This window comes from Microbacterium sp. NPDC088619 (assembly GCF_044752825.1).
GTDB lineage: Bacteria > Actinomycetota > Actinomycetes > Actinomycetales > Microbacteriaceae > Microbacterium.
The window spans coordinates 2261112-2285256 of the sequence record NZ_JBIVLZ010000001.1 but is presented as its reverse complement, the minus strand read 5'-3'; the positions used below and the strand labels follow the sequence as shown (position 1 = coordinate 2285256).

The following is a 24145-nucleotide window of genomic DNA, read 5'->3' as shown; positions in this document are numbered from 1 at the left end:
TCTCCTGGTGGGGGCGGGGTCAGGACGGCTGGTGGAGGGGTAGGGGGGGTCAGGCGTTGGCAGGGACGACGGATGCCGCGCGGTAGGCGCGCCAGCCACCGAAGGCGGTGACGTCTCGTTCGGTGAGGTCGACGGATGCGGTGAAGCCGAGCACCGACGAGCCGTCGGAGAGCTCGATCTCGCCGAGCGCGAGAGGAGCGGCGATGCTGCGCAGCAGCGTCGACAGTGCGAGCGGTGACAGGCGCCACAGCTCTCCGGGGAGCTCGGCGCCCTCGGTGGCGCGGATGACCGCCGGTCGGTCGACCGAGCCCTCGACCAGCAGCATCCGGAACCTGTCCGAGGTGCGAACCTCGCCGACGAACCGGGCACAGAGCGCCTGCAGCTGCGGGTTGAGCGGTTCACCGCTGAGGTGCGCACCGAAGACGGCGACGTCGACGCCGGGGGTGCCGAGCGCGGCATCCTGCTCCGACTCACCGAGAAGGCGGGCTGCGAGATCGAGCGCGACCTGGTCGTGGAACGTCGGCGTCACGATCGAGACCCCGAAGTGGCCCTCGCCGGAGACTTCACCCGTCGGCACGGCGACGGCGGCCATGTCCATGAGGTTCACGAAGTTCGTGAAGGTGCCGACGATGCTGTTCACGCCGAGTGGATCGGCCGCGACCTCGGCGACCGTGGGGTGGATCGGCGCGGTCGGGATGATCAGGGCATCCGTGCCGTCGAGGGCCTGCCGGGCGAGGAGCATCGCGGCGGCGACGGCCTGCTGGGCATCGATCACCGTCGTGCCGTCGATCTTTGCGGCGCGGGCGGCGATCGCGGCGACCGAAGGATCTGCCTCCTCCGGGTGTGCTGCGAGGAAGGCTCCGTACGACCAGGCCCGCTCGCTGACCAGGCCGCCGCCGTAGAGCAGCCGGGCGGTGGCGAGGAACGGAGAGATGTCGATCGTGCGGGTCTCGGCGCCCAGTGCCTCGAAGCGGGCGATCGTCTCGTCGAACGCGGCCAGGACCGCCGGCGAGAGTGAGGCGAGGTCGGCGCGTCGAGGCACGGCGATCACGGGGCGCGGCGGGGCCGCCTGCGGGGCGTCGAGCGCCCACGGCCTGCTCTTCGGGTCGGTCGTCGACGGGCCGGCGACGACCGACATCACACGCGCGGCGAGGCCGGTGGTGCGGGTGAAGACCGAGACCGTGTCGTATGAGGGGGATGCCGGGAGCACTCCGTCGAGGGGCAGCAGTCCGAGGGTGGGCTTCACACCGAGGATGCCGTTGAAGGCGGCCGGCACCCGCCCCGAGCCCGCGGTGTCGGTGCCGAGCGAGACGTCGACGAGGTCATGCCCGACGGCGGCGCCGGATCCCGAGCTCGATCCGCCGGAGACGCGCTCGGGGTCGAGCGCGCTCGTGACGACGCCGTAGGGGCTGCGTGTTCCGACGAGTCCCGTGGCGAACTGATCCATGTTCGTCTTGCCGACGAGGATGGCGCCCGCGTCGAGCAGCCGTGTGACGACGGTCGCGCTCTTCGCCGGGACCCGGGCGAAGGCGGGGTGTGCGGCGGTGGTCGGGAGGCCGGCCACGTCGATGTTGTCCTTGACGGCGAACGTCAGACCGGCGAGGGGGAGAGCTGCTCCCGCAGCGACGCGGGCGCGCACGCTCTCGGCATCCGCCTGGATCTCCTTGGCGCTGCGGCGGGTGATCCAGATGCTGGCGGGAGCGGCGTCCAGTGCGGTCTCGAGCGCCGCGACGTCGGTGGAGACGGAGTCGGAGGAGGAGAGGGAGATCATCGGTGCGGGTCCAATCCGTGGTTCATGTGGGAGATCTGCATGGCGCGAGCTGCGCGGGCTTCGACGATCGACTGCGACTGGCCGACGTGCGTGCGCAGGAAGTCGCGGGCGTCGCGGAGGCGCCCGGTGAGCACGAGCTCGAGGATCTCGAGGTGCTCGCTGATGGTCGCGTCGACCCGATCCTGGGTGAGGTAGTCGTGCATGCGGATCGGGCGGATGCGGCGGTTCACGCGCTCGAGCGCTCCGACCAGCTCGCGGTTGCCCGCCGCGCCCAGGAGCGCGAGGTGGAAGTGCTCGTCGGCGTCGACGAAACCGGGATCGGGGGTGATGCCGGTCTCGAGCCGAGAGATCCAGAGGTCCTGCTCGGCGGTGAGCTGGGCCCGCTCATGCGTGATCGTCGGGTCGGCGATGGCGCGATCGATGCCCTGCGACTCCAGCAGGATGCGCAGCTCGTAGAGGTCGGTGAATTCTTCGAGCGTGGGCATGTAGCGGTACAGCGCGCCGTCGCGCTTGACGAGGAGGCCGTCGGCTTCGAGCCGCGCCAGCGCGTCGCGCACCGGGGTGCGGGAGAGCTCGAAACGCTCGGCGACGTTCTCCTCGGTGAAGCGGTGAAAGGGCGAGTACGCCGCGGTCAGCAGCTCGGCCCGCAGCTGCTCGTAGACGCGGATGCGGGCGGGACGCCGGCGCGCGGAGCCCGGATCCTGCGATGTGGCCAATGATGTATCCATTGCTGGACATCGTTCGGTATCCATGTTTCCGCGGTGTATCTGGGCCGTACTCCCCGCGTTACGTTCTTCTCACATCTGAGGGTGTTCGATCCGCGGAGCGGCCGAGACGAAAGGCCCCCGCGGCCGACGTGTCGTGTCAGTCGACGTCGTCGTCTTCGGTTCAGTGGCGTCGACCCGGACTCCGGCGAGCGGACGTTCTACTTCCATCGGTCGCTCGAGGCGGGGGACTAGCCCTCACACCCCGATGGCTATCCTGGCGCCATGGACCCTCTTCTCCTCTCGATCCTCCTCCCCGTCGCCGGTTTCCTGATCGGCCTGCTGATCCTGTGGCTCGTGATCTACACGGCTGTGCGATCGGCGCTGACATCGCACCGCCAGGCGTTGGCAGAGGAGGCTCGACCAGCGCGGCCCTACGTCGGACGGTGAGCGGGAGTAGGCGCCAGGCTCGCTCCGCGAGCGCATCGGCGCCGGATCCGGACAGACCTTCTCGTCACCCGGGTCACTCTCCCCGAACGCGCTCCCACCCCACCCAATCCGGCCGATCCACGATGCAGAAGCGGTTGCCCTCGGGGTCTTCCATGATCACGAAGTCGGCATCCTCCGGCAGATTGTCCCAGTGCACCTCGCGGGCGCCGAGCTCGGCCAGGCGGCGCACTTCGGCATCCTGCTCTTCGGCATAGATGTCGAGGTGGATGCGAGGCGGCAGTACTCGCTCGGAATGGTGCGCATCGAGGGCGATGCAGGGGGCGTCCGCATCGCGCGGTTTCAGCACGACCCAGTCGTCGGATGCCGGGTCTCGCTCGACATAGTCGAGGGCCGCCTGCCAGAAGCGCGACTGAGCGGCGAGGTCGTTCACGCGGATCACGATCGACACGATCTTCAACATGGCCGTCAGATTAGATCGACGGACGCGTGCTGAACAGGGGCTTGCTCACCTCCCGTGATCAGCTCTTGATCGTGGTGGTCCGCCCGAAGTCGCTCGCCAGCCACTCCTCGATCGACGCGAACGGGAAGTCTCGATGCGAGTGCACCCCGGGAAGCAGGCTCGTCGACCGCATCCGATCCAGTCGGAAGAGGCGCCAGTCGTCGCGGTCGATGTCGAAACCGACGACGTACCACTGTCGCTTCCGCAGCACATGACGGTGCGGCTCGATCACCCGCGTCGACTGAGCCCCGCGCTGATCCGTGTAGTCGAATGCGACGCGGGCGCCCTGCGCGACGGCGTCCGACAGAACTCCGACGAGTGCCCAGTCGACGGGTGCGGGCGGCTCGTGCAGGATCTGCGTCGAGATCGCGGTGGCCGCTGCTCGCCGGCGCAGGGCGGGCGGCAGCGTCTGCTCGAGCTTCGAGCGAGCGACGGATGCCGAGGGGTCGTCGGGTGTCCAGGTCTCGAGCACGAGCAGGCTCGTGATGATCGTCGCGACCTCGTCGGCGCTGAGCAGCAGTGGCGGGATCTTCGTCCCCGGGCGCAGGCGATATCCGGCACCGGGACCCGGCCGCGACTGCACGTCGTAGCCGAGTTCGCGCAGCCGCTGCGCATCGCGGCGCACGGTGCGCGGGCTCACCTCGAGTCGATCGGCGAGCATATCGACGCTCCATTCGCCGCCCGTCTGAAGCAGCGTCAGCAGGTGCAGGGTGCGGTTCGATGGCGAGTCCACGATTCCATGATCACTCGAGATGCGGCCAAGAACAGGCCGCATCTGGTCCTAACGTGGCCAGTCACAGACGAAAGGACTCGCCATGAGAATCGCCGTCACCACTCCGAACGGCAACGTCGGACACCATCTCACGCGGATGCTGATGCGCGCCGGCATCCGTCCTCTGCTGCTCACGCGGCATCCCGAGCAGATCGCCGAGGAACTGCTCCCGCACGTCGATGTCGCCCGTGCCGACTCGCAGGATGTCGACGAGGTCGTGGCTGCGACCCACGGTGTCGATGCGATCTACTGGGTCGACCCGTCCGTGATGTCAGAGGATCCGCTGGCCGACTACGCCCGCGCCACGGACGCGCTGGTGCGTGCGGTCGTCGAGAACGGCGTCGGTCGCGTCGTGTTCCAGAGCAGCGTCGGCGCCGAGAAACGTCACGGGGCCGGCGAGATCGACGGACTCGCCGCGACCGAGGTGGCACTCGATGCCCTCGACATCGACGTCACCCATCTCCGGTGCGGGTACTTCTTCAGCAACCTGCTGCTCGATCCGGAGTCGCTGAAGGCCGGTCGGCTGCAGACCGTGCTGCCGCTCGATGCGCCGATGGCGTGGGTCGCGCCGCGTGACATCGCCGAGGTCGCGGCGCTGACTCTGCTCAACCGCGACTGGAGCGGGCACCGTGTGCGGGCCGTGCATGGACCCGAGGATCTGAGCTGGTCGCAGGTCGCCGAGATCCTCACGCAAGAGCTCGGGCGGAACGTGACGGTCGAGCGGATCGCGGACGACCAGATGCGGCAGGGACTGCTCGCGGTCAGGATGCCGGAGGCGATGGCGGATGCCGTGCTCGGGATGTCTACCGGGCTGCGCGACGGTTTCGTGCCCGAGCAGGAGCGGTCGGTCGCGACGACGACGCCGACCGGACTGCGGGGGTGGGTCCGGGAGGAGCTGGTCTGAGCCGGGCCCCTCAGATCGTGAGCGGCACGACCTCGCCCGACGCCCGCCCGTCGGCGTGCAGCAGGTGCCCGAGATGCTTCGTCGTCCGCAGCACGACCGACCGGTCGGCGATGCTGACCCCGGGCAGGCGCTCTTCGATGATCGCCTCCATGCGCCCGACGTCCTGCAGGGTGCGCAGCCAGACGGCCATGATCACGTTGTATTCGCCGACGGTGTTGGCGACGAGGCGCACCTCCTCGATGCGCCCGAGCTGCGCACCGATTCGCGCCGCCATCGCGGCCGGTACGCGCAGGAAGTACCACGCATAGATCGGCCAGGGTGTGTACCGCCGGGCGACGTCGACACGGATCGCCAGCCGCCCCGATTCGCGCATCTCGGCGATCGCGTCGCGCACGCGACGCGGCGCCATGCCGAGCCGCGAGGCCAGCTCCGTGATCCCGACACGGCCGTCGTAGGCGAGCTCCGACGCGATGGCGTTCCTCTGCTCCACCGACATGCGGACGGATGCCTCGGGCGCGCGGCGCTCCAGCCCCTCGATCTGCGTGACCTCCTGCGCCGTGAGCGCGCGGAGCCGCCACCCTCGCGCATCGCGGACGGTCTCCGACACCAGGTGAGTGCGCATAGAGCGGACGCCGGCGACGCCGCGGATGCGCTCCAGCGTCCAGACGGCGAGCGCCTCGGCATCCGGAACCGCGAGAGTGAGGAAGATGTCGCGTCCACCTGCGGTCAGATCGATCGTGAACGCTTCGGGGTCTCTTCCGAGGATCTCGGCGACCGCCAGCGTCTCGCCCGGACTGCATTCGATCTCGATCAGCACGAGCACCGCCGGAGCCCCGGCGCCGTATGCCGTGACGTAGATGATCCCCTGCTCGACGAGCCGCGCCCAGCGGCGCGACAGAGTGGCGGGGTCGGCGCCGACGATGGGTGCCAGCGCGTTCCAGGTGGCTCGCGGGCTCACCTGCACGGCGTGGATGAGTCGCTGGTCGAGGTCGTCCAGTCCGATTTCCTGCATTCGCAACTCTCCTGCATCCGATTTCGTGCACCTGACCGTGATCGTACAGGCCCGTTCCTAGAGTCGCTGCAACCCGATCCGCTCTTGCTCCACCCGATCCCTCTCAAGGAGTCCTCATGGCTGTCAACGCACCGCCTGGCAAGACCATCTCCGGCCGCACCGCCCTGCGCGGCGCCGTCGGCTTCCTCGTCGTCATGGAGCTCGGCTCCGGAATGCTGCAGGGCTGGTATCCCGTGCTGCTCGCTGCGATCGGCGAGGAGTTCGGCGTCGGCGCCGCTCAGCTCAACTGGGTCAGCGCCGCCTACATGCTCGCGACCGTCGTCTGTGTGCCGATCCTCGCCAAGCTCGGCGACCGATACGGACACAAGAAGCTGCTCCTGATCTCGACGGCGCTCGTCGCACTCGGATCGATCGTCGTCGCCATCGCGCCCAGCTACGAGGTCTTCCTCCTGGGCCGTGCGTTGCAGGCGCCGCTCGCCGCCTTCCTTCCGTTGGAGTTCGCGATCGTCCGCGACCGCGACGAGAAGTCCGCCGGCCGGTCGATCGGCAAGCTCGTCGGTGCGCTCACCTTCGGGGCGGCCCTCGGAGCCCTCGGCTCCGGCCTGCTCTTCGGAGCGCTCGGCGACCTCCGCGCGGTTCTCTGGTTGCCCGCGATCTTCCTTCTCATCTGCGTGCCGGTCGTGGCGTTCCTCGTTCCCGAGACCACAGTCCGCGCCGCCGGCAAGACCGACTGGCTCGGCGCATCGCTGCTCGGCATCGGACTCCTCGCCGCACTGGGCGGCATCTCGAACGCGTCGGCGTGGGGCTGGGGCAACCCGATCACGTGGGTCGCGATCGTCGGCGGTGTCGCTCTGCTCGTTGTCTGGGTGATGGTCGAGAAGCGCGTCGCGCATCCGCTCATCGACATCGCGCTGCTCACCAAGGGCGGCATCGGACTGCCGATCATCATCGCGTTCCTCTTCGGCGCCCAGCTGTTCGGCGGGCAGACGGCCTCCAGCGTCTACGTGCTCAGTGATCCGGATGCCGTCGGCTTCGGCCTCGGGTTCACCGCGGCCATGGTCGGCGTCATCTCGCTCGCCGCAGCGCTCTCGGCCTTCCTCGCGTCGATCGTCGGAGACCGCATCGCCGGCCGCATCGGAGCAAAGGGCGCGATCGTCCTGGGCGGTGTGCTGGTCGCGGGAAGCTACCTCGCCTTCATCACCGCGCCGACTGTCGTCGCGGTGTTCGTCGCGTCGATGGTGATGGGCGGCCTCGGCAACGGTCTGCTCATCTCGGTGCTGCCGACCATCGTCGTGCGTCGCGCCCCCGCCGACTCGGTCGGCATCGCCTCCGCCCTCTACAACACGTCTCGCACCGCGGCTGGAGCCGTCGCGGGTGCCGTGTTCGCCCTGGTCATGGGCAGCTTCCTCATGACCGTCGACACGGGTGACACCGCCGTGACCACCACCTCGTTCGGCGGATACGTCGCGGTGTGGAGCATCTGCGCAGCCATCGGTGGCGCGATCGCCGTGCTCGCACTGTTCCTCCGCGTGCCCGGTCCGGTCGCCGAGACCCCCATCCCTGTCCCCGCCACCACGGCCGACCCCGTTCTCGAAGGAGAAACCGCATGACCCTCGCCGACCCGTCCACCCGCACCCTGCTCGACCTCGCCGACGCGAAACAGCGCAGCGCCGATGCCGTGCACGCCTGGGAGCAGCGGCTCGTCGAGATCAGCCACGAGATCCACGACGACCCCGAGATCGCGTTCGAGGAGGTGCGCGCGGCGAACCTCGTCGCCGCGGCCCTGCGCGATGCCGGTTTCACCGCCACCGTCGGCGCGTTTGGTGTCGACACGGCCATCGACGCCAGCTTCGGGGACGGCGAGTTCGTGGTCGCGATCTGTGCCGAGTACGACGCTCTTCCCGGCATCGGGCACGCCTGTGGCCACAACGTCATCGCGGCCGCCGGTCTCGGTGCGGCCATCGCGCTCGCGGCCATCGCCGACGACGCCGGACTCACCGTGAAGCTCCTCGGCACGCCTGCCGAAGAGCACGGCGGCGGCAAGGTGCTCATGCTCGAGGGAGGAGCATGGGAAGACGCCACGGTGTCGCTCATGGTGCATGGTGCTCCCGGCATCGACGTGCGCTGCGAGAGCTTCGCGACCCAGGCCGTCGACCGCTTCCAGGTGACGTACGCGGGGCGGCCGGCACACGCCGCTGCGGCTCCCGACAAGGGCGTGAACGCGTTGGATGCCGCGACGATCGCGCTCACGGCGATCGGGCTGCTTCGTCAGCAGCTGCCGGGCACCGTCCGCACGGCCGCCGTGATCACGCAAGGCGGCGAGGTGACGAACATCATCCCCGCGCGCACCGTGCTGCAGGCCGAGGTGCGCTCGTTCGATCTCGACGAGCTGCGCGACGCCAAGCGACGGGTGATGGCCTGCTTCGAAGCGGGAGCGCTCGCCGCGGGTTGCTCGTGGGAGCAGGTGCGCACCGAGCCGCGCTACGACCCGCTCGTGCAGGAGCCGCTGCTCGCGGACGCGTGGAACGACGCACTGACCGAGCTCGGCCGCGAGCCCATCGCCTTCTCCGGAATGGCCGGCGGCTCGACCGACATGGGCAACGTCTCGCAGGTCGTGCCGTCGATCCACCCCGGCATCGCGATCATCGGCTCGACGTCGGCTCCGCACACCGAGGGATTCGCGGCGGATGCTGCGACATCCGCCGCCGACCGTGCCGTCGTCGACGCGGCGATCGGCCTCGCGTGGGCGGCGGCCACCGCGGCGCTCACGCTGGAGTCGCGGGCCGACCTGCTCGCTCGGCAGGCCGCGCGACCAGTCGGAGCGACCACCCACCCGCAGGGCGAGGAGTGACGACTCTCGCCTCCGCGACCGACGCCCGCAGCAGCGTGTACGTCTCGGCGTTCGACCTGTTCTCGATCGGCATCGGCCCCTCGTCGTCGCACACGGTGGGGCCGATGCGTGCCGGGCTCGACTTCGCGCGGCGGGTGCTGGCGCAGCATCCGCAGGGTCCGAGTCGCGTCGAGGTGGTGCTCTATGGGTCGCTCGCTGCGACCGGTCTGGGGCATGGAACGCCGGATGCTGTCGTTGCCGGTCTCGCGGGTCTGGATCCCGAGACATGTGATCCGGGATCCGTCCGTGGTGCGTGGTCGGGGCATCCGGCGGGGTCGCCGCTGCTGTTCGGTGGCATCGTGCCCGTGGCGTTCGACAGCTCCGATGTCGTGCTTGACCCGTTCACTCGGCAGCCCGCGCACCCGAACACCCTGGTGATCCGGGCGTTCGGACCCGGTGGGGTGTCGATGGCCGAGGAGACGTATCTCTCGGTGGGTGGCGGATTCATCCAGCGCGTCGGCGAGGTCGTCGAAAACGCGGTCGCGCGCGACGGGATGCCGTCGTTCCGGACCGCGGCCGAGTTGCTCTCGCTGTGCGTAGATGGTCGGTCTATCGCCGACGTCGCCCGGGCCGGCGAGCTCGCGGTCCGTGGCGCCGATGCCGTCGACGCGGGTCTCGACGCGATCTGGACCGCCATGCGCGACTGCGTCGAGGCGGGGCTGGATGCTTCCGGCGTACTGCCGGGTGGTCTCGGTGTGCCACGGCGGGCGCGGTCGATGCGCGACAGCATCCTCCGGGCAGAGGCTGCGGGGCAGCCGGTCACGTCCGACTGGCTGCAGGCGTTCGCGCTCGCCGTCAATGAGGAGAACGCCGGGGGTGGGCGGGTCGTCACCGCGCCCACGAACGGCGCCGCCGGCATCCTGCCCGCCGTGCTCATGTACTACTCGCGGTTCGTGCCCGGCGCGGATGCTGCGGCTGTGCGGACCTTCCTGCTCACCGCCGCCGCGATCGGCTCGCTCATCAAGGCGAACGCGTCGATCTCGGGCGCGGAGGGCGGATGCCAGGCCGAGGTCGGTTCCGCGTGCGCGATGGCGGGCGCGGGACTCTGCGCCGTGCTCGGCGGAACCCCGCAGCAGGTCGAGAACGCCGCGGAGATCGCGATGGAGCACCACCTCGGGCTCACGTGCGATCCGATCGCGGGCCTCGTACAGATCCCCTGCATCGAGCGCAACGCGGTCGCCGCGTCGACCGCCGTCACGGCCGCCCGCCTCGCCCTGCACGGCGACGGCAGCCACGTGGTGTCGCTGGATGCCGTGATCGAGACGATGCGTCAGACCGGCGCCGACATGAGCGACAAGTACAAGGAGACGAGTCGCGGTGGGTTGGCGGTGAACGTGGTGGAGTGCTGAGTGGTCAGCCCTTCGTCGAAAGCGATGCGCGGTAGTCCGAAACCGCCCGAACCATCGGGTCGGTAATCTCGCGCAACTCGTCAGTCAGTTGTTCGTCTTCGTCGTCGGCCGATAGGCGTGCGACCAAAGCGGTCTTCGCGGGTTCGCGGGCGATTCCGTCGGCCACCTCGAAGGCGAGAACATCGAAGTCGCGCTCGCCGGATCCAGGCACTTCGGCCCGAACTCGTCCGAGCCGAGGATCATCGCTCGTCAGGTGTAGGTATGCCCGCAACTCCGGATCGAATCCCGTACCGCCGATGTGGACGATCTCTCCACTGGCGGAGTCGAGCCAGACGTAGAGCCAGGAGCCGCTGGGGCGAACGCGACCGCTCCGAACAGCGATGATGCGGGGCTGGCTGGAGCTCATGCGCCAACCATATTCGCTGCCCGTGACGCTCTCGACGACCGCGGGGTGTTCGTCTCGGCGACTCGCAAGTACTCTGAGTCCACCCCGCACCACCCACCGCCCGCATCGAAGGAGATCGGCGAGATGAGAGCACTGCGCTACTCGATCAACGTCACGCTCGACGGCTGCGTCCATCACGAGGCGGGAGTTGCTCCCGACGAGGAACTGATGGGCTACTGGACCGCTGAGATGCAGCGGGCGGACGCCGTGCTCTACGGTCGAACGACCTACGAGATGATGGAGTCCGCGTGGCGGCGTCCGGAGTCGGGGGTGTGGCCCGGCTGGATGAGCGCGTGGGAGATCCCGTTCGCCGAGGCCCTCGACCGTATGCCGAAGTACGTCGTGTCGAGCACGCTCGACGCCGCCGACTGGAACGCCGAGCTGGTGCGAGGCGACCTGGGCGATGCGGTACGCGCACTCAAGGCGCAGCCGGGCGAGGGGCTATCGGTGGGTGGCGTCACACTGCCGGTGGCACTGGCCGAACTCGGACTCATCGACGAGTACACGTTCGTCGTGCATCCGGTGCTCGCGGGGCACGGGCCGCGATTGCTTGACGGGCTGAGTGAGCGGGTGCGGCTCGATCTGGTGGAGCGGCGGGAGTTCGCGTCGGGCGCGGTGGCGCAGCGGTATCGGACTGCAGCCATGCGCTACGTCGACGGACGTGAGAGATGAAGCATTTCATCGCCTGGAAGTAACCGGGACTGCGGATCAACTCTTCGACCGCTCGATCTCGCCTGTCGAGCGCGAAACGTCAGATTCGCGCGAACATCGAAGCGACTTCCAAGGCGTCGACATGAGTCACACGACCCGAGGTTTGCGCCACATCAACAGTGCGGTGAACCCTGCGTAGGCGACGAAGATCGTCACGTACCCCAGTACGAGGATCCACAGTCCGAGGCCAGCCTGGGACCACCAGCTCAGATAGACGAGAAGCGGCACACTGCCCACTGATCCGCCGAGGCCGGCGCCGGCGCTGATGCTCTTCCAGCCGGACGATCCGTTCGTTGCGTTCGTCGACATGCGCTTGCCGATGTATGCGCCGAGCGCTGCGGTCAGGCCCGAGACGATGCCTGTGATGGCCGTCGGAATCATGATGAGCCCGATGATCCAGCCGATGGAGGCGCGCGAATCAGGTAGGTTACGGATCACCTCGACCGCCTGGGCTCCCGCCATCACGAGGGTGAAGAAAACGAGACCGAAGAGAGGGAGGACCAGTGTCAGTATGCGTAGCTTCATGATCTCCCGTATTTGTCGACCACGTCTTTGAGGTTCTCGGCCTGGTCGTTCCAGGTGAGTTCCGCCATCCACTCTGCACCGATGGCGGCGGCTTGATTGGCATCCACCGCGATCGCCGTCTTGCGGAGAACCCATTCGCCGTCGGCCTCCACGATCGAGAACTCGATCGTGGATCCTGGCCCATCGAAGTATCTGTCGGAGACGACAGTGAACTTCACACTCGTGCCTGTCGTAGTGACGACGACATCACCGCTTTCGTACGGGTCGGCACTGCCGTTGTCGAAGATCGTGTCCGACAAGGTGAACAAGGCACCATCTCTGAAGGTGCTCGAGTTGCCAGCGACATCGAACGGAAAAACCTCTGTCGGATACTTCTTGAACAGTTCCATGAGCTCTTGCGCCGTGTACTCGTCGGTCGAGAACCCGAGTCCGTCGTCGATCACGTACTCGTACCCGGCCTGGTCGTACCAGGTGCGATCCGACGGATAGTCCTCCGGCGCTATCTCCCATGTCGTCGCGATGGCGGCACGGACCTCAGCAAGCACCGAATCGTCGGCGGACTGTCGCCGCACGGCCAGGGCGCGCAATGCCGCCACTGCGTTCTCGAGCTCTTGCTGGCCGGACCCGCCCCGTTCAGGGTCGAAAGCGCCGGGGTCGTTCACCAACTGATCCTGCAGGGCTTCTTGAGCGGCCTTGCGTCTTTTGATTTGAATGGCGGCGAGCTCCGTAATCTCCTCGACCTCGTCGGCATACCGGGGTAGCGCTTTCCGCACCCGGCGGATCGCCTTCTCGTATGCCTTCGCCATTGCAAGCAGGGAGGAGAGCTGTGTTCGCGCACCTGTCGCGGACTGGCCGATCCACTGATCGAGGAAGACATCGTCGGCCTTCCTCAGATCCGAAAGACCCGAATCGAGGTTCGTCTCAAGTTTGTTCAGTTGCGCAGCCAAAGAGCTCACGGATGTCATGCTGCCGGCGCCAGGATTGGAATCCGTCCACTGGGTGCTCACGTCAGTAGATTCCCTTCAGAGTGTCCACGAAGGAATCGAGCTCGGATTGATGAGTCGACTCTGTGCCGACGAAGTCTTCGGCGGTCAACTCGATGTTCTTCGCCAGCTTCTCGGACGATTGATCGGCATCATCCAGAGCCTCCTTGAGCAGGTCGAGGAAGAAATCGACTGTGGTGGCGACGAGCGAGCTTCCGCAGTCGCCGACGCGGTCCATGCCAGCGACACCCAATCCTGCGAGCGCGTTCCTCGTGTGTCCGGCCGAGTTCTGCATTCCGGATGCATTGAACGCAAAGTAATCCCCCATGCCGCGACTCTATCGGCGGGCCGAGCGTCGGTCACGGAATATCGCGCTGATCGGCGGTGGGCAACCGCGGGCAGGTTCGCTGGACGACGCCCCTCGGTGAGACGCTCCCCCTGGAGTCGTCGGTAGCCTGTTCAGGTGCCCCGTCCCCGAAGTGAAGCCGCGCGCCAGTCCGTGCTCGAGGCGATGCGCGCAGCCGTCATCGCCGGCACCTACGAAGCGGTGACGATCGAGGGACTCGCGGAGACAGCGGGAGTCGCCAAGCAGACGATCTACCGCTGGTGGCCGTCGAAGGCGGCGATCCTCGGTGAGGCGCTGCTCGAGGGAGACCTCCCAGGAGCCGACCCCGCCGTCGCGATGAGCGACGACATTCGGGCCGACCTGCACGCCTGGTTCTCCGCGATGTCCGCCGGACTCGCGCGGCCCGAGGGCGTCGCACTCGCCCGGGCGCTGATCGCGGTGACCGCCACCGACCACGAACTCGGCCTCGCGCTCAACGAGCGTCTTGCGGCGCCGATCCGCTCGTGGGTCGCCGAACGGATCGCGCGCGGACAGTCGGCAGGCGAGATCCGGGCCGACGTGGATGCTGACGCGATCGCCGACCAGCTCATCGCCATGGCGTCGTACGCGGCGCTGATCGGTCAGCCCTTGAGCGCAGAGCGTGTCGAGGAGACGGTGACGCGGCTGCTGCGGGGCATCGCTCGGTAGGCACGTCTGGCTGGGTGAGGCCGACGGTGGATACCCTTGCGACGGAGACTCACCGCTGAGGACTGGAGCAGAGAATGGTCATCGCTGACATCACCGTCGTTCCGGTGGCGACGGAACGCAAGGTCGCATACCTCGACTTCTCGAAGCGGATGGCGAGGGTCTACCGCGATCACGGTGCGATCAGTGTCGTGGACTACTGGCAGTCGAGCGAGTCAGCCGACCCGGGTGACTTCCATGCAGACGGGACCTCCTACGCATCAGGCGAACTCAAGAGCATCGCCGACCTCGCGGGCACGAGCGCCGAGGAATCCGTCGTGGTCATGGTGACGACCTGGCCGTCGCGCGAGGTTCGCGACCGCGGAACCGCTGCCGTCACGAGCGATCCTCGCGTTCTTGAGACGCTCGATGAAGACCCCGTCTTCGACGGAGGCCGCGTGATCGGCGACAGCTTCGAGATCGCGATGAGCGTTCAGCAGGAAGAGTGACGGGCTCCGGTTACGGGGTGCAGTAGGCGAGCATCGCGTCGGTGGCTGCGCGCATCTCCGTCGTCGCGGCTTCCAGGCCCGTGATGTCACCCGCGATGGCCTTCTCGCCCTCGGCGGCGAAGGCGTCGATGCTCGTGGTCCACGAGTCGCGGAGTGTGACGAACTCCTCGGGTCCGTCGACACCGCGGATGTTCTCGGCGACACTCTTGACCTCGTCGAGCGCGGCCTGCGCGGCCTCGGGAGTCGGCGAACTGACGCTGGAGATCACGCCGGTGACCTGCGCGGCCTGAGCGGCGACCTGGCCGCAGGCCGCGATGGTCGACGCCTGAGAGCATCCGGACAGCAGCAGGATGCCGACGGCGAGCGTCGCGAGCGCGGGGAGCTTCTTCATAGAGCCAGGGTAGGCGGGGGAGATGTGAGGACTACTGCGGCGAGCCCCAGGCGGGGCGGACGAACGTCACAGGCTTTCCGGCTGCGCGCGCATAGTCGATCTCCCGCGTCGTGGACTCGCCGAAGCGCTCGCCGCGGTTCACCACCACGACACGATCGGCCACGTCGATCTTGCGCAGGTGCAGCTCGCCGAGCGCGGCCTTCTGTTCGTCGGTGATCGGGGTGTCGATCTCGGCCGGCGTGAGGACGATGACGCCAGCGAGCGTCAGGCTTTGGCTCACCGCTCGCATCTCCTCGGCGAACCGCATGGAGCCGCAGATGCAGACAATCTCGGGACGCTCGGGCATGGGGCCAGTCTTTCATCCCGCCGTCTGCTTCAAGATAGGTTCTAAGGTACCTTGCAATCCCCCTCAAAGTGGTATTTACTAGGCTTAACCTAGCTTGCAACCTACCTTGAAGAGGCCGCGATGATTCCGATCACTGTCCACGTACCCGAGCGTCGTGTCGAAGAGTTCTACATCCGATTCGGCGAGTTCGTTGCTGAGACCCCCGATTCCGCTGAACCCGTGCGGCTCGAATCTGGAGCTGTTCCCTCATGGGTGCTTGCAGATGACGCGCAGGAGGTCGCTTCGAGGTTTTGGAGCGGAGTGTCGCTACCTGGCCGCTCAGTACTCACCTTCCTTAGTCGATCCGCGAAGCGCGATACGGTCCACTTCACTCCGGACCAACTGGCTTCGGCGCTCAACCACCCCAACGGCGTCTCGGGCATCGCGGGAATTCTCGGAGGGGTCGGCAAGGCGATACGGCGAGCCCAGCTTCCGCTATACCGCACTCCCAAAGGTGGGGATTGGCACTACGTCTGGGGCTGGGATGGCGAGAAGTACTCAATGACTCCTGAGGTTGCCAAGCTGCTTCGCGATGCGGAGCGCGCGAGTTGAACGGGCTCGGAACTGATTCTCAACAGAGTGGAAGGATGAACGTGCGCTATCAAGACATGCTGGTCGAGACGCCGTACCCGTTGGAGCAAGTGGCTGACCGAAGGGTGCGAACGGGCAACGAGAACTCAGGGCACTGCACATACTGTGGCGTTCAGGACGGTGACGCCTGGCATCCAATTCAGGACCTGACGGTGTACCGAGTCTGGACAGCCGATTCGGTCTATCGGCCGGATGCGGTCGGAGTTCATGAACAGGGTGGCAGCTGGCAGTGGAGATGCGAGGAGCATCCGAAACGCTCCTGGGCTCCATGGAGTCACCTCGCTCCTGAGGAGCTGCTCCCACCCGAACGAAACCCGTGCGAAGAGTATGACGGACTTGCAAAGCGGAAGTGTGGAGCAACCGAGGGCGCTCGGCATTTTGAGGAAGGCTGGTTCTGTCCTGACCACAGTCGTCAGTACGAGCTGAATGAGCGAGCCCGCCGGCTGCTCAGTGATGAAGACCCTGAAGCCGGTGACCGAGGAGCGGTATGAGGCTGCGCCGACTCGGCGGCAGCAAGAAGAACGCCCCTGCCGTTCGGGTCGGCAGGGGCGTGGTCATCGGGGTGCTTACTGCACCGACCATCCACCATCCGAGGCCAGCACGGCACCGTTGATGTTCACGGCGTCGTCTGACAGCAGGAACGTGATCGACGCGGCGAGGTGCTCGGCGGTCGCGACCGTGGGGATCGCCTGCTGGAACGGGGCCAGGCGACCCGAGCCGTACTCCGACATGTTCGGGGGCATCGGGATGCCGGTGGCGACGCCGCCCGGAGCGACGGAGTTCACGCGGATGCCCTTCGGCCCGTACATGAATGCCGCGGACTTCGTGACGCCGATGATGCCGTGCTTGCTGGCCGTGTAGGCGTTGCCCGACGAGTTGCCGCGCAGACCTGCTTCGCTGGAGACGTTGAGGATCGAGCCGCGGCCGGCCTTCTCCATGATCGGCAGCACCGCGCGCATGAGCTTGAACGGGGCGGTGAGGTTGATGGCGATGACGCGGTCCCAGACGGCATCCGTCGTCTCGCCTGCGGGGGAGAAGTCGTCGTTGATGCCCGCGACATTCGCGAGAGCATCGATGCGGTCGCCCGCGGCGGCGATGACGGCGTCGATCGCGTCCTGCTTGGTGAGGTCTCCGGCGACGGTGGTGATGTCGGTATCCGGCAGCTCGGCCTTCAGAGCGTCGAGCTTGTCGGCGGCGATGTCAGAGGCGATGACGCGTCCGCCTTCGCGGGCGATGCGCGATGCGGTCGCCTTGCCGATTCCGGATGCTGCGCCTGTGACGATCACGGTCTTGCCGGCGAAGCGTCCGGTGGTGGGCTTCTCCGTCCAGCCTTCGGACTCGTCAGCCTCGGGGATCTCGCCGCCGTTGGCTGCGCGCACGAGGTCGTCGACGATCGACTGTGGAAGCTGTCCCTGGCTCATGGCGACGAGCTGCTGCAGCGGTAGTCCGAGTACGGGGGTGAGGAGTTCGGGGTCGGCGCCCGTCTGCTCGAAGAGTGCGCGGATGAGCGGCCCGCCGGTCGGGTCGTTCATCCAGTCGCCGATGGTGGAGTGTGCGGTGAGGGCCATGGTCGAGCTCCTTGAGGCTTGGGTTTCGCAACGGTGCGTCTACTTATTATTCAGCATACGCTTGAGGACGCTCAAGTGGTGCCTCGTCTGCGCGGTGAATGAGCGTTCCAATAGAAAAAGTCCTCTACGCGATGCGCTCGGTGCTGACCTCGGGCGGGTAGCCAGTTCTTCATCCTGTGGATGCACTTGGGCTCGCCATCCGTGTGCTTGCAACTACTAGAGTGCGGCGCTATGACTGTCTATGGGAGCTTCAAGAAAATGGAGCATCATGTCTGATCTTTGGTCGACTGCGTTGGTCGCGGGTGTCATCAGTGCTTCTGTCGCGATTTGGGCGACAGCGCGGAACGTGCATCTGAAGGCGGTGGCCGAGCAGAGACAGGGATGGCGAGAGGCCGTTCGTGACCTCGTGTCACGGTTACTCAGCGAGAAGAAGAGGTCTGAGCGGGAGAAGCTGTGTGACTCGATCGTTCTCCGACTGAATCCGTCGAAGGATCGTGAAATGGTCGAGCTCCTCGAGAAGTTCGTGACCGAACCTTCAGGCCAGCACAGATCTCTCGTGCGTTCCCGAATCCAGAGGATGCTCAAACACGACTGGGAGCGCGCCAAGATCGAGGCGAAGGTGTTCCCGTACTTCGCTGACGCACGTGCTGCCGCTGAGTTGAGAAGGCAGGATCGTCGGTATGGCAGCGGTGACGCGATGAGGCCCCGCTAGGGTTGGACTCGACCAGGCCTCCCCGGGTGGGGCAGGCCAATAAGAATCGAGCGGCTTGATCAGCGGCCGAGGTGGGGGAGCAGAGTGCCGTTTCCGATCCTGGTCGTGCCGATCGCCGCGGCCGCCGTGGCTGTGAGCGCGGCCGTTTTCGCGGCTCTTCCGAGGATCTGGAAGATCCTCGACCAGCGCACAGTGGCGATCTTGGGGGCTCCGCAGACGGGCAAGACTGCGCTGATCAGGCTGCTCCGTGACGTCAATGCCCCCGACGATGGACTGCCGAGCGCGAAACCCGGTGCTGATCGTGGTCGTTTTCGATTGGAGATAAGGGGCAAAGCAGTCGACTTCGCGGTCCCTCGGGATCTCCCCGGGAGCGACGGCCTGAGCGTGGCCGAGTGGAAGGATGCCTTCGCGGTTGCCGATCACGTCTGGTATCTGTTCCGCGCTGATCTCGTCGCGCAGGGCGATGCCGGGACCATTCAACTGGTGCGCACCCACCTCGCGCTGTTGAGGAAATGGCTCAGCGCGAAGCCCGCCAGTGCTCCCAAGATCCTGCTCGTGGGCACGTGGGCCGACGAGCATCCGGACAACGCGCGCCACCCATCGCGAGTGGCCAAGCAAGTCCTGGAAGCCGATGTGATCAAGATCGGATCCATCCGACTCGGCGGAGCCGCTGTCGTCGTCGGAAGCCTGTCCACCTCGAAGGACGCCGATAGGCTTCTCCGAGGGATCAAGAGCCGGCTGCAGTAGTCGGCCCTCCGGCACAGGGAGCGTGGGACTCGTGATGGACACCCTGAACAACAGATCGCCTCGATCAGTGCTGGTCGCCGACGACAGCCTCTACCTGGACATCACCGGTGACTCTGACTCCGTCGCATTGGTCGACGATCTCGATGCGATGGTCGTTCCTTACTCCGTGATGCCCGCAGGTAACGAGACCCAGGTCAACGCCGTCCGTGAGCTCCTTCGAGCAGCAGGTCAACTGATTCCCGGAGCTCTGTTGATCAAGAATCCTTACGAGTCCGAGGTTTTCGAGTTTTCCGAGTACGCCCTCGAGTCGTTCGCGAGTGCGAAGTATCATCACCTTGCCACCGTCGCGAAGCTGCTCGGTGCGACGGACGTGAGATTCGAGGACGCGAAGATCGAGCGCCAGACCGCTTCGACGAACGGCGGTGTGAGGGCGATGATTCCTGGACTCGGCGGTGGCGACACTGACGTGTCAAAGGAGGTGGCGCGCAAGCTCGACGCACGCCTCGAGGGGCAGCTGACCTTCGGCGGCGGCGAGCCCGATCCGGAAGCCGCCCTGGAGTTTCTGCGCCGCCACAACCTCGCAAACGATCAACAATTAAAGTCGCTCGTCGAGATGCGGACGGGGTCCAACCCGATTCAGGGATACCGGATGACCCTCAGTGGAACCCGAGAGTCCGACGCGAACCTCCGCGCTGCGCTGTCGATCGCTGAGTCCGTCTCGGGTAAGAAGGGGATCAACGTGGGCGCCTCGTTCACCCGCGAGGTCAAGTCGATCCGGAGCATCGAGATCACGACGAGTATCAGGTTCTGATTCTGAGCTCCGTCAAATGACCGGCCCCATGCGCCGAGCTGTTGCTGTTGGCCCAGGGGAGTGACTGCGCGGACTCAGGCGGCGTGCGAAGCGAAGCTCGCCGGGTGCTTTTTGTGATCGGTGCGCCCGGCGACTCGGGCGTGAGCACCGCAAGGCGCGGCGGACCCGTGGCAGCACGCGACACTCCGCCGGACAGTCTCCGCATACTGCGCGGAGCTGTTCAGCGTACGTTCGCTCTATTAGGGACACGGCAATGCGTCGACCGAGGCCGAGCGGCTGGTCGAAGGCTTCTGGCGGAAGCGTGGGAGGTAGGTCGCGAGGGGCAGCATGCGGTGGTCAAGACGTGACTTCCATCCATCCGCGAGGTAGGCAGCAGGCACGTCAAGCGGCGATCAATGCGCAGCTAGGCGACGAAGTTCTCCGCGGAGTTCGAGGAAGAGCTCATGGTCCGTTGCGACCCGAGCTAAAGCCGCTCGTTGAGTGGCCAGGATGTCAGCAGCGTTCGGGGCCTCACTCGGGAGTAAGTCGAACTCGACCGACGCACGAGCCACCCACTCCTGCTTTCCCAGCTCAGGATCCGTAATGGACTCTCCCAACATCTCTAGTAATAGGCACTCGGGGTTCAGCCGGGTAGGGAGATAGTCGAGACGCTCGTTGACCCAACTGAGCGTGCGTCGTCGCGCCGAGCTGAGTTGCGTATCTTGGGCTCCATTTCCGCCATCGCGGATGAGTACCGAGGTGGGTATATTGATTTGGTCCAGCACTCCCTGCAACTGCTCGTCCGAAAGAATGCTGGCCTCCGAGGTGGCATCGGTGGGCCGCTTATCTCCATCGAGAATGACAACTACCAGGGAATTCATTTGCGCTTCAACGGGGATGAGGCGCTGCAAGATCGTGTCGGCACCCCCCGGGACAATTGTTATCGAGAGCCCGTTCAAGAAGTCTGTGCCTTCCGCGCGAGCGGCGCGGAGGAGAAACTCGCGCGCAAGGTCATCTTCCACGACGATTGATCTCCCGGAAAGATCACTGCCTACTCGTGAGAAAGACTCGGACACCGAAGCAGAATTCGAGACAACCTCAACCTTGCCTGTGGATGGGTGCGTGTCGAGCAGTTTTCTGGCGCAATCCGGCAGCTCGGCGACCATCGCGGGCGAGTGGGTGGCCATGATGACCTGGTGTTTCTTTTCTAGGCATTCGCGGGCAATGAACCGCATGAGCTCTCGTTGAGCACCTGGATGCAGGGAAGTCTCTGGCTCGTCGAGAACTATGAGACTTCGGGGGTTGGCTCGCGCGATCCGTCTCACGATCATCAACGCCGCGTATTCGCCGCTGCCGGCGTAGGCTTCTGAGTACTCCATCTTTTTCGTGGCCAAGGAAGCGGTGTATCCTGCAACGCCGAAATACTCGTGCTTAAGTAGGCGCACTGAATTATACTCTCGCCCCAGAATGAGATTGAGGGCTCTAAGCTCTTTATCTGAAAGCTCTTCCGCGGCCTCGAGTATTCTCTCTCTTCGATGCCATGAGTGTGATGATTCAAGGTTCTCCAGCGCAGCCGCCACATGACCTCCGCTGCGTCGAATTCGAGCCTTCTTTGAATCAATATCTGCATTTTGGCCGACAAACGCGAAATGCATGAGAATATCGTAAGCAGGCAGCTCCTGACGAAAATCGAGGTAGACTACTTCCTTCTGGATAGGTCGCCATCTTGTCTTCGTATACACCCCCGAGTCTTTGTCGGAAGTGAGTCCAGGCATTGCTGCCATCCGGTCTCGGCGCCGAGGCGCGCTCGTCTCAAAGTAGTCCGGTCCTCGGTCCTTTCTGTCGACGCGAACTTTCAGAACCTCCGCGACCCTTCCGGACGGCGTCCGGTACGTGTGAATGTATCGGTGGGGGTCAGCCTTTCCTTCGTCATTTCGGCCGATCGGGTCGAGCGGAGTGTCGAACCAGTGGTCCCCGATGTTGTACTGGTCAGGGCAGGCCTGAATGGCGCGAAGGATGGAACTCTTGTTGGTTCCATTGGGGCCTATCAATGCCGTGATCGGAAAATCGAACGTCAGGGTCAGATGATCACTCAAATTCTTGAATCTGGGAAACCGCACACTCCGAATTAATGGCTCTGCGACATTGTTCGGCACGAAATTGGCAAGTTGGTCGAAAGTATCTGTCATAGTCGTTTGCTCAGCATTTTGCTAGTCGTCAGTCGCCGAGAAGCAACGCGCTCGGCGCTCCCTTCCAAGTGACCACCAGCTCATCACGGGCGCGGCTGGCTGCGACGTACAACAGCGAACGGAAGCGCTTGTCGAGGTCCGGCTTCTCCTCATCGGGCACGCCCTTGTACGCAATGGCTGGCGGGAACGAACCGTCGGAGACGTCGAACAACACCACGCGTGAGAACTCCATGCCCTTCGCGTTGTGCATCGTCATCGCGACAGGCTGTCCGCCTGTGATCCGAGGCGAGTTCAGCAGTGCCACCGCCACGTCACGCTGTCCGAGCCCCTGCTGCACCTTCTTCGATGAGGTGTTCGACGACGACAGGATGGCGATGGTCTCCGGCTTCACGCCTTCGGCGATCCATCGCTTCACGTCGTCCGCGATCGCGTCGAACTGTGAGGCATCCGACTTTGACGGGCGGGTGACGGGCTTCGGTCCGCTGCGTGACGAGCGATAGCCCGCGGTCGTCACATCTTCCGCTTCGGCATCGGAGTACTCCACACCGGACAGGATCTCCATCGCGTATCTCAGGTTCTCGAGAGTCGTGCGGTAGTTCAGTGTGAGGCGGCGGGATCTGCCCTGCACGGCGATGCCGTAGCGTTTCAACACCGTGGGCTGCCCGTAGATCCGCTGATGCGTGTCGTCTGCGATGAAGAGGTCATCAGGGCCTTCGGCCACGAGAGCACGCAGCAACTGCCACTTCGACGGGACGAGGTCCTGGGCTTCATCGATCAGCACATGGTCAGCGAGGGTCTGCCCGTTCGATTTCAGCCACTCTGCCGAGATCGCAGCCACCTCGGCGAACGAGAGCGCTCCGGCGATCCGGTGGTTCTTGCGCGCCTGCTCGACGACTGCCCAGACCGCTGCGCGTCGTCCGCGGTCGAGCGCGACGCCGCGTCCTGGCCGGCGCACCAGCAGGTAGTCGTCGAGCTCATGGATGCGGTGTGGAAGCACCACCTGGGTGTACTCGTTGTCGAGGAATGCTTCGGACCTCAGAGCGATCGGCAGATCGCCACCGGCCTCCTGGATCGCCGACTTCCAGTCGATCTCTGCGGCACTCGCCATGCTGTCGCGGGACGAACCGATGGCCGCCAGTGACGCATCGCCGAAGGCTGCACCCCCGGCGGCTGCGCGCACATCGGACGCGATCTGATCGACTCCGCGGACGAGGATTCCCGGTTCTCCCAGCTTCGCCGCGAACGGGAGGTCGGGATCGAGGCGCTCCAGGTCGCGACGCAGATTCTCGGCCAGGGCTCGCGTGAACGTCGTCAGCACGATCCGTGCGTGAGGATCCTTCCGAGCCAGGTGCCGAGCGCGGTGCAACAGCACCACGGTCTTCCCGGTGCCGGCCCCTCCGGTGAGGCGGAACGAGCCGTTGCGGGGTCGCTCGGCGTACTCCCGCTGTTCCGGGTGCAGGAACACACGCCATGCGCCGAAGTCGCCGCCCTCAATGACACGGCGCAGCTCTTCGGTGTCGTCGATGAACGTGAACTGCATCTGGGCGGCGGGATGCCGCAGCGCTTCGACGAGCTTCGTGTCATCGTCCGCGCCCGGGTCGATGATGACAGGCTGGTCGAGCTTGAGTTCTTCCTTGATGAGGTGGAGCGCGGTTCCTGCGCCCATCGCGACGAGGACGTCCGCCTGCCAGGCGGTGTCGAGACCTGTCGCGAAGTCGAGAAGGGCTTCCTCGTCCGGAACGCGGAAGGCCGCCTCCGCCGCCTCCTGGTCGAAGCCGAACTCTTCGGTCAGGTCTGTGACGAAGAACCCGAGATCGGCGAGGAGTGCAGTCGTCTGCGCAGGGGCCTCATCGGCGATGGGCGCGGCCGCAGCAGGGGCCTGCGCCTCGATCTCATCGGCGGTGTCGAGCTCCTGCCGCAGGACGGCCAGACCGTTGACCGGATTCATGCTCAGCGTCGTGGTCCGGGCCCGCTTGATGGCCTCGTCGTGATGCCATGTCCCGGCGTACACGTATACGGGTTCGTCTCCGGCGGGCTCGAGCTTGAAGAGCACGGCGCGCCAGTGGATGTCGACCCGTCCCGTGCGCGCACGCGCATCGCGCGGCTTCTGCATCGGCTCGATGTGGAGTCCCGGCACGGTGTCGTCGTCGCTGAGCTTCCCCAGGAAGGTGTAGATCTTGGCCTTCACAGCCTGGTCATGCTTCGGGTCCTTCGCGGCCCCCCAGACGATCGTGGGCAT

At 65.9% G+C, this 24145-nt stretch carries 26 protein-coding genes; 12 read left to right on the top strand and 14 right to left on the bottom strand.

Features of this window, described 5'->3' with window-relative positions:
* Window positions 1–49: 49 nt before the first annotated feature.
* Complete coding sequence (gene atzF, locus ACIP5T_RS10975; RefSeq protein ID WP_400863051.1) at window positions 50–1771, bottom strand: allophanate hydrolase; 1722 nt, start codon at window positions 1769–1771, stop codon at window positions 50–52.
* Complete coding sequence (locus ACIP5T_RS10970; RefSeq protein WP_400863049.1) at window positions 1768–2499, bottom strand: GntR family transcriptional regulator; 732 nt, start codon at window positions 2497–2499, stop codon at window positions 1768–1770. The genes atzF and ACIP5T_RS10970 overlap by 4 nt, the downstream gene beginning before the upstream one ends.
* A gap of 261 nt (window positions 2500–2760) precedes the next feature.
* Here ACIP5T_RS10970 and ACIP5T_RS10965 point away from each other — a divergent pair, with 261 nt between their 5' ends.
* Window positions 2761–2925 (top strand): hypothetical protein, encoded by a 165-nt coding sequence (locus ACIP5T_RS10965; RefSeq protein WP_309692902.1) that lies wholly within the window; start codon window positions 2761–2763, stop codon window positions 2923–2925.
* Between the two features lie 73 nt (window positions 2926–2998).
* Here the strand turns inward: ACIP5T_RS10965 and ACIP5T_RS10960 are convergent, their stop codons facing one another.
* The gene (locus tag ACIP5T_RS10960; RefSeq protein WP_400863047.1) at window positions 2999–3385 is read right to left on the bottom strand and encodes a VOC family protein; all 387 of its coding nucleotides are present in this window, start codon (window positions 3383–3385) and stop codon (window positions 2999–3001) included.
* A gap of 58 nt (window positions 3386–3443) precedes the next feature.
* Window positions 3444–4157: a helix-turn-helix transcriptional regulator gene (locus ACIP5T_RS10955; protein ID WP_400863046.1), complete on the bottom strand. Its 714-nt coding sequence runs from the start codon at window positions 4155–4157 to the stop codon at window positions 3444–3446.
* Between the two features lie 82 nt (window positions 4158–4239).
* Between ACIP5T_RS10955 and ACIP5T_RS10950 the strand changes: the two genes are divergently transcribed.
* On the top strand, window positions 4240–5100 hold the full coding sequence (locus ACIP5T_RS10950) for an NAD(P)H-binding protein (protein WP_400863044.1): 861 nt from the start codon (window positions 4240–4242) through the stop codon (window positions 5098–5100).
* 10 nt (window positions 5101–5110) lie between these two features.
* Here the strand turns inward: ACIP5T_RS10950 and ACIP5T_RS10945 are convergent, their stop codons facing one another.
* Entirely contained in the window at window positions 5111–6112 is a 1002-nt protein-coding gene (locus ACIP5T_RS10945) for an Lrp/AsnC family transcriptional regulator (RefSeq protein WP_400863042.1), read from the bottom strand.
* A 116-nt stretch (window positions 6113–6228) separates the two neighbouring features.
* On the opposite strand from ACIP5T_RS10945, the gene ACIP5T_RS10940 reads away from it, so the two are divergent.
* The 3 genes from ACIP5T_RS10940 to ACIP5T_RS10930 are packed head-to-tail and all read left to right on the top strand — an operon-like array spanning window position 6229 to window position 10351.
* Window positions 6229–7722: an MFS transporter gene (locus tag ACIP5T_RS10940; RefSeq protein ID WP_400863041.1), complete on the top strand. Its 1494-nt coding sequence runs from the start codon at window positions 6229–6231 to the stop codon at window positions 7720–7722.
* Complete coding sequence (locus ACIP5T_RS10935; RefSeq protein WP_400863039.1) at window positions 7719–8963, top strand: M20 family metallopeptidase; 1245 nt, start codon at window positions 7719–7721, stop codon at window positions 8961–8963. The genes ACIP5T_RS10940 and ACIP5T_RS10935 overlap by 4 nt, the downstream gene beginning before the upstream one ends.
* Before the next feature lie 35 nt (window positions 8964–8998).
* Window positions 8999–10351: an L-serine ammonia-lyase gene (locus ACIP5T_RS10930; RefSeq protein ID WP_400864715.1), complete on the top strand. Its 1353-nt coding sequence runs from the start codon at window positions 8999–9001 to the stop codon at window positions 10349–10351.
* Between the two features lie 4 nt (window positions 10352–10355).
* Here ACIP5T_RS10930 and ACIP5T_RS10925 read toward each other — a convergent pair whose 3' ends face one another.
* Window positions 10356–10757 (bottom strand): hypothetical protein, encoded by a 402-nt coding sequence (locus ACIP5T_RS10925; protein ID WP_400863038.1) that lies wholly within the window; start codon window positions 10755–10757, stop codon window positions 10356–10358.
* A gap of 123 nt (window positions 10758–10880) precedes the next feature.
* Between ACIP5T_RS10925 and ACIP5T_RS10920 the strand changes: the two genes are divergently transcribed.
* Window positions 10881–11468, top strand: a complete 588-nt coding sequence (locus ACIP5T_RS10920) for a dihydrofolate reductase family protein (RefSeq protein ID WP_400863037.1) — start codon at window positions 10881–10883, stop codon at window positions 11466–11468.
* A 126-nt stretch (window positions 11469–11594) separates the two neighbouring features.
* On the opposite strand, the gene ACIP5T_RS10915 is transcribed toward ACIP5T_RS10920, so the two are convergent.
* The 3 genes from ACIP5T_RS10915 to ACIP5T_RS10905 are packed head-to-tail and all read right to left on the bottom strand — an operon-like array spanning window position 11595 to window position 13343.
* The gene (locus tag ACIP5T_RS10915) at window positions 11595–12032 is read right to left on the bottom strand and encodes a hypothetical protein (RefSeq protein ID WP_400863036.1); all 438 of its coding nucleotides are present in this window, start codon (window positions 12030–12032) and stop codon (window positions 11595–11597) included.
* Window positions 12029–13039 (bottom strand): hypothetical protein, encoded by a 1011-nt coding sequence (locus ACIP5T_RS10910; protein ID WP_400863034.1) that lies wholly within the window; start codon window positions 13037–13039, stop codon window positions 12029–12031. The genes ACIP5T_RS10915 and ACIP5T_RS10910 overlap by 4 nt, the downstream gene beginning before the upstream one ends.
* A gap of 1 nt (window position 13040) precedes the next feature.
* Window positions 13041–13343, bottom strand: a complete 303-nt coding sequence (locus tag ACIP5T_RS10905) for a hypothetical protein (RefSeq protein ID WP_400863033.1) — start codon at window positions 13341–13343, stop codon at window positions 13041–13043.
* Window positions 13344–13478: 135 nt separating this feature from the next.
* Here ACIP5T_RS10905 and ACIP5T_RS10900 point away from each other — a divergent pair, with 135 nt between their 5' ends.
* Together ACIP5T_RS10900 and ACIP5T_RS10895 are read left to right on the top strand one after the other, a co-directional pair.
* Window positions 13479–14048 carry a TetR/AcrR family transcriptional regulator gene (locus ACIP5T_RS10900; protein WP_400863031.1) on the top strand — a complete coding sequence of 190 codons (570 nt, stop codon included), beginning with the start codon at window positions 13479–13481 and terminating at the stop codon, window positions 14046–14048.
* Window positions 14049–14122: 74 nt separating this feature from the next.
* Window positions 14123–14533, top strand: coding sequence for a DUF1428 family protein (locus ACIP5T_RS10895; RefSeq protein ID WP_400863029.1), 411 nt, complete (start codon window positions 14123–14125; stop codon window positions 14531–14533).
* A gap of 10 nt (window positions 14534–14543) precedes the next feature.
* Here ACIP5T_RS10895 and ACIP5T_RS10890 read toward each other — a convergent pair whose 3' ends face one another.
* Together ACIP5T_RS10890 and ACIP5T_RS10885 are read right to left on the bottom strand one after the other, a co-directional pair.
* Window positions 14544–14924: a hypothetical protein gene (locus tag ACIP5T_RS10890; RefSeq protein WP_400863027.1), complete on the bottom strand. Its 381-nt coding sequence runs from the start codon at window positions 14922–14924 to the stop codon at window positions 14544–14546.
* Between the two features lie 31 nt (window positions 14925–14955).
* Window positions 14956–15270, bottom strand: a complete 315-nt coding sequence (locus ACIP5T_RS10885) for a hypothetical protein (RefSeq protein ID WP_400863025.1) — start codon at window positions 15268–15270, stop codon at window positions 14956–14958.
* Between the two features lie 120 nt (window positions 15271–15390).
* Between ACIP5T_RS10885 and ACIP5T_RS10880 the strand changes: the two genes are divergently transcribed.
* A complete protein-coding gene (locus ACIP5T_RS10880; RefSeq protein ID WP_400863024.1) occupies window positions 15391–15861 on the top strand; it encodes a hypothetical protein in 471 nt (156 codons plus the stop codon).
* 605 nt (window positions 15862–16466) lie between these two features.
* Here the strand turns inward: ACIP5T_RS10880 and ACIP5T_RS10875 are convergent.
* Window positions 16467–17468: an SDR family NAD(P)-dependent oxidoreductase gene (locus ACIP5T_RS10875; protein WP_400863022.1), complete on the bottom strand. Its 1002-nt coding sequence runs from the start codon at window positions 17466–17468 to the stop codon at window positions 16467–16469.
* Between the two features lie 499 nt (window positions 17469–17967).
* Here ACIP5T_RS10875 and ACIP5T_RS10870 point away from each other — a divergent pair, with 499 nt between their 5' ends.
* From ACIP5T_RS10870 to ACIP5T_RS10860, 3 genes are all read left to right on the top strand, one after another.
* On the top strand, window positions 17968–18180 hold the full coding sequence (locus tag ACIP5T_RS10870) for a hypothetical protein (RefSeq protein WP_400863020.1): 213 nt from the start codon (window positions 17968–17970) through the stop codon (window positions 18178–18180).
* A gap of 84 nt (window positions 18181–18264) precedes the next feature.
* Entirely contained in the window at window positions 18265–18927 is a 663-nt protein-coding gene (locus ACIP5T_RS10865) for a hypothetical protein (protein ID WP_400863019.1), read from the top strand.
* A gap of 31 nt (window positions 18928–18958) precedes the next feature.
* A complete protein-coding gene (locus ACIP5T_RS10860) occupies window positions 18959–19738 on the top strand; it encodes a hypothetical protein (protein ID WP_400863017.1) in 780 nt (259 codons plus the stop codon).
* 392 nt (window positions 19739–20130) lie between these two features.
* On the opposite strand, the gene ACIP5T_RS10855 is transcribed toward ACIP5T_RS10860, so the two are convergent.
* The gene (locus tag ACIP5T_RS10855) at window positions 20131–21906 is read right to left on the bottom strand and encodes an ATP-dependent nuclease (RefSeq protein WP_400863015.1); all 1776 of its coding nucleotides are present in this window, start codon (window positions 21904–21906) and stop codon (window positions 20131–20133) included.
* Between the two features lie 28 nt (window positions 21907–21934).
* Complete coding sequence (locus tag ACIP5T_RS10850; RefSeq protein ID WP_400863013.1) at window positions 21935–24145, bottom strand: 3'-5' exonuclease; 2211 nt, start codon at window positions 24143–24145, stop codon at window positions 21935–21937.

Bases quoted from the DNA above. Each gene is read 5' to 3' on its own strand.
- atzF (WP_400863051.1), bottom strand. From the start codon at position 1,771: ATGATCTCCCTCTCCTCCTCCGACTCCGTCTCCACCGACGTCGCGGCG.
- ACIP5T_RS10970 (WP_400863049.1), bottom strand. From the start codon at position 2,499: ATGGATACATCATTGGCCACATCGCAGGATCCGGGCTCCGCGCGCCGG.
- ACIP5T_RS10965 (WP_309692902.1), top strand. From the start codon at position 2,761: ATGGACCCTCTTCTCCTCTCGATCCTCCTCCCCGTCGCCGGTTTCCTG.
- ACIP5T_RS10960 (WP_400863047.1), bottom strand. From the start codon at position 3,385: ATGTTGAAGATCGTGTCGATCGTGATCCGCGTGAACGACCTCGCCGCT.
- ACIP5T_RS10950 (WP_400863044.1), top strand. From the start codon at position 4,240: ATGAGAATCGCCGTCACCACTCCGAACGGCAACGTCGGACACCATCTC.
- ACIP5T_RS10945 (WP_400863042.1), bottom strand. From the start codon at position 6,112: ATGCAGGAAATCGGACTGGACGACCTCGACCAGCGACTCATCCACGCC.
- ACIP5T_RS10940 (WP_400863041.1), top strand. From the start codon at position 6,229: ATGGCTGTCAACGCACCGCCTGGCAAGACCATCTCCGGCCGCACCGCC.
- ACIP5T_RS10935 (WP_400863039.1), top strand. From the start codon at position 7,719: ATGACCCTCGCCGACCCGTCCACCCGCACCCTGCTCGACCTCGCCGAC.
- ACIP5T_RS10925 (WP_400863038.1), bottom strand. From the start codon at position 10,757: ATGAGCTCCAGCCAGCCCCGCATCATCGCTGTTCGGAGCGGTCGCGTT.
- ACIP5T_RS10920 (WP_400863037.1), top strand. From the start codon at position 10,881: ATGAGAGCACTGCGCTACTCGATCAACGTCACGCTCGACGGCTGCGTC.
- ACIP5T_RS10915 (WP_400863036.1), bottom strand. From the start codon at position 12,032: ATGAAGCTACGCATACTGACACTGGTCCTCCCTCTCTTCGGTCTCGTT.
- ACIP5T_RS10905 (WP_400863033.1), bottom strand. From the start codon at position 13,343: ATGGGGGATTACTTTGCGTTCAATGCATCCGGAATGCAGAACTCGGCC.
- ACIP5T_RS10895 (WP_400863029.1), top strand. From the start codon at position 14,123: ATGGTCATCGCTGACATCACCGTCGTTCCGGTGGCGACGGAACGCAAG.
- ACIP5T_RS10890 (WP_400863027.1), bottom strand. From the start codon at position 14,924: ATGAAGAAGCTCCCCGCGCTCGCGACGCTCGCCGTCGGCATCCTGCTG.
- ACIP5T_RS10885 (WP_400863025.1), bottom strand. From the start codon at position 15,270: ATGCCCGAGCGTCCCGAGATTGTCTGCATCTGCGGCTCCATGCGGTTC.
- ACIP5T_RS10880 (WP_400863024.1), top strand. From the start codon at position 15,391: ATGATTCCGATCACTGTCCACGTACCCGAGCGTCGTGTCGAAGAGTTC.
- ACIP5T_RS10875 (WP_400863022.1), bottom strand. From the start codon at position 17,468: ATGGCCCTCACCGCACACTCCACCATCGGCGACTGGATGAACGACCCG.
- ACIP5T_RS10870 (WP_400863020.1), top strand. From the start codon at position 17,968: ATGGTCGAGCTCCTCGAGAAGTTCGTGACCGAACCTTCAGGCCAGCAC.
- ACIP5T_RS10855 (WP_400863015.1), bottom strand. From the start codon at position 21,906: ATGACAGATACTTTCGACCAACTTGCCAATTTCGTGCCGAACAATGTC.
- ACIP5T_RS10850 (WP_400863013.1), bottom strand. From the start codon at position 24,145: ATGCCCACGATCGTCTGGGGGGCCGCGAAGGACCCGAAGCATGACCAG.